1 rRNA gene is annotated in these 3,383 nt (G+C 62.9%); it reads right to left on the bottom strand.

From position 1 onward, the window contains the following. Window positions 1-23: 23 nt before the first annotated feature. Window positions 24-2,997, bottom strand: a 23S ribosomal RNA gene (locus DW754_RS03330). Window positions 2,998-3,383 lie beyond the last annotated feature (386 nt).

The following is a 3,383-nucleotide window of genomic DNA, read 5'->3' as shown; positions in this document are numbered from 1 at the left end:
GTCCCGCGGGCCGCGAGGTGCGGTTCCGGAAGAGCTCGGGCGATTAGTGCGGCTCGGCTGAGGCTGTCGCCAGCCTTGCACCTGCCGTCTATCGACCAGGTAGTCTACCTGGGCCCTTACCGGAAGGAGAACTAATCCCTGGAACGGCTTCCCGCTTAGATGCCTTCAGCGGTTATCCGCGCCGCACGCGGCTACCCGGCCGTGCCGTTGGTCGACAACCGGTTCACCGGAGGTGCGTCCACCCCGGTCCTCTCGTACTGGGGGCAGCCTCCATCGATTCTCCTGCGCCCACGGAGGATAGGGACCGAACTGTCTCACGACGTTCTGAACCCAGCTCGCGTACCGCTTTAAACGGCGAACAGCCGTACCCTTGGGACCTGCTCCAGCCCCAGGATGCGATGAGCCGACATCGAGGTGCCAAACCTTGCCGTCGATGTGGACTCTTGGGCAAGATCAGCCTGTTATCCCCGGAGTACCTTTTATCCGTTGAGCGACGGCCCACCCACTCGGGGCCGCCGGATCACTAGAGCCTGCTTTCGCACCTGCTCGGCTTGTGGGCCTCGCAGTCAAGCCCGCTTGTACTCTTGCATTCAAAAGGACGGTTGCCGACCGTCCCGAGCGGACCTTCGCGCGCCTCCGTTACCCTTTAGGAGGCGACCGCCCCAGTCAAACTGCCCGCCTGGCACGGTCCCCGAGCCGGTTGACGGCCTCGGGTTAGGACGCCGGTCGCGCGAGGGCAGTATTCCAAGGGCGGCTCCCCGGGGGCTGGCGCCTCCGGATCTGTGCCTCCTGCCTATCCTCTACACGCGGGACCAGCGGCCAATGCCAAGCTGCAGTGAAGGTTCACGGGGTCTCTCCGTCCTTCCGCGGGTAAGTCGCATCTTCACGACCAGTGCAATTTCACCGGGTCCATGGTCGAGACAGCGCCCAAGTCGTTGCGCCTTTCGTGCAGGTCGGAACTTACCCGACAAGGAATTTCGCTACCTTAGGACCGTTATAGTTACGGCCGCCGTTTACCGGGGCTTGGCTTCGGGGCTTCGCGCGATGCGCTAACTCCTCCGCGTGACCTTCCGGCACCGGGCAGGCGTCAGACCCTATACGTCGCCTTGCGGCTTCTGCAGAGTCCTGTGTTTTTGGTAAACAGTCGCTTGGGCCTCTCCACTGCGGCCCGCCTCCGCTCCCCGGGCAAGCCGGTTCACGTACGCGCGGGCACCCCTTCTCCCGAAGTTACGGGGCCATTGTGCCGAGTTCCTTGACCATGGTTGACCCGATCGCCTCGGTATGTTCTACCCACCCACCTGTGTCGGTTTGCGGTACGGGCGCGCACGCGCCTGCCTAGGGGTTTTTCTAGGGACCTCGGGCTCACTCGCTTCGCTTGATCGCTTCGTCCGGAGCCTCGCCCTCGTGCGGACCGGATTTCCCTGGTCCGCGGGCCGCGCTCCATCACGGGGACGTCCAGAACCCCGCCGAGCCACCCCCATCCGTCGCCCCGTCGGTCGTAGCGCCGCGTGCGCGGTGCAGGAATGTCTGCCTGCTGCGCGTCGGCTACGCCTCCCGGCCTCGCCTTAGCCCCCGACTGACCCTGGGAGGATTAGCCTTGCCCAGGAAACCTCGGGTTCACGGCGGACGAGTTACTCTCTCGTCTCTCGCTACTCATGCCAGCATTCTCACTCCCATGCGCTCCACCGCCGGTCGCCCGGCGGCTTCCCCGCCCATGGGAAGCTCCCCTACCGATTCTGAAAATCAAAATCCCGCCGCTTCGGTGTCCAGCTTAGCCCCGTGTATTGTCGGCGCATGTCCACTCGACCAGTGAGCTGTTACGCACTCTTTGAATGCATGGCTGCTTCTAAGCCAACATCCTGGTTGTCTGGGCGGACGCACATCCTTTGCCACTCGGCTGGAACTTGGGGACCTTAGCGGGCGGTCCGGGCTGTTTCCCTCTCGAGCACACAGCTTAGCCCACATGCTCTGACTGCCGCGCTCTGGGCCGCCGGCATTCGGAGTTCGGTTGGATTCGGTAGGCGGCGAAGCCCCCTCGTCCATCCGGTGCTCTACCTCCGGCGGTGAACGCGCGACGCTAGCCCTAAAGCTATTTCGGGGAGAACGAGATATCTCCGGGTTTGATTGGCCTTTCACCCCTATCCGCAGGTCATCGCCGCCGTTTTCAACCGACGTGCGTTCGGCCCTCCACGGGGTCTTACCCCCGCTTCAGCCTGCCCACGGATAGCTCACCCGGCTTCGCGTCCGCGGCGCGGGACTCAAGTCGCCCTGTTAAGGCTCGCTTTCGCTACGGCTCCCTTTCGGTTAACCTCGCCCCGCGCCAGCGACTCGCTGGCTCATTCTACAAAAGGCACGCCGTCACACCGTATAGGTGCTCCGACTGCTCGTGGGCGCACGGTTTCAGGTACTGTTTCACTCCCCTCCCGGGGTGCTTTTCACCTTTCCCTCACGGTACTGGTGCGCTATCGGTCACAGGGTAGTACTCAGGCTTGGATGGTGGTCCACCCAGGTTCGGACCGGGTTTCACGTGCCCGGCCCTACTCAGGGACCGCGTCGCGCCGTCCGGTCTGGGTTCGCGTACGGGGCTGTCACCCGCTGCGGCCGGCCCTCCCATGCCGTTCCGCTCCCCAGCCGGACCTGCGCCCGGGGGCGGCAGCCCCCGGATGCGCGGCCCTGCAACCCCGTCGGCGGAACCCCTGCCGGGTATGCCCGCTCGACGGTTTGGCCATCGGTCCCCTTTCGCTCGCCGCTACTCGGGGAGTCTCGAGATTGATTTCCTCTCCTCCGGGTACTTAGATGTTTCAGTTCCCCGGGTTGTCCTCCCCGCCCCTATGTGTTCGGGGTGGGGATATCCACACCTCTGTGGATGGGTTCGCCCATTCGGAGACCCCCGGGTCGAAGGATGTGTGCTCCTCGCCGGGGATTATCGCAGCTTGCCGCGTCCTTCATCGGCTCCCTGTGCCAAGGCATCCGCCGTGCGCCCGTGGTATCTTGCGGGACCGCTCTCGGGCCCGCGGGATATCCACGTGTCGCTAATTAGTCTAATTAATCGATATCATGAATAGCGCTCGTATGTCGCAATTCGGGTATCTCATACCGCGGCACAGTAGTTGACTGTGCTCGCGATCAGATGCTCCTCACTCATATATAAGTGAATTCTTCTTGTTTGGATCGGATGAATGATTGCTATCATTCTGTCTGATAAATCGCAGAAAAGAATCGAGTCTGGAAGAATGATCTTCCATCTCTCTCCTATCGCTATGCGGCTCTCAAGGTACGCGGGTGCGACCCCGGGGACCGGGTGCTGCGGGGACTTCCGGGCGACATCCACCGGACGGGCTCCTGCCCTCTATTCGAGTTAAAGTGTTTTCTCTCTAAGAATG

Origin of the sequence: Collinsella sp. AM29-10AC, assembly GCF_003469085.1 — a bacterium.
Taxonomy (GTDB): Bacteria; Actinomycetota; Coriobacteriia; order Coriobacteriales; family Coriobacteriaceae; genus Collinsella.
The sequence above is the reverse complement of the archived record's forward strand: the minus strand, read 5'-3'. Positions and strand labels throughout refer to the sequence as shown.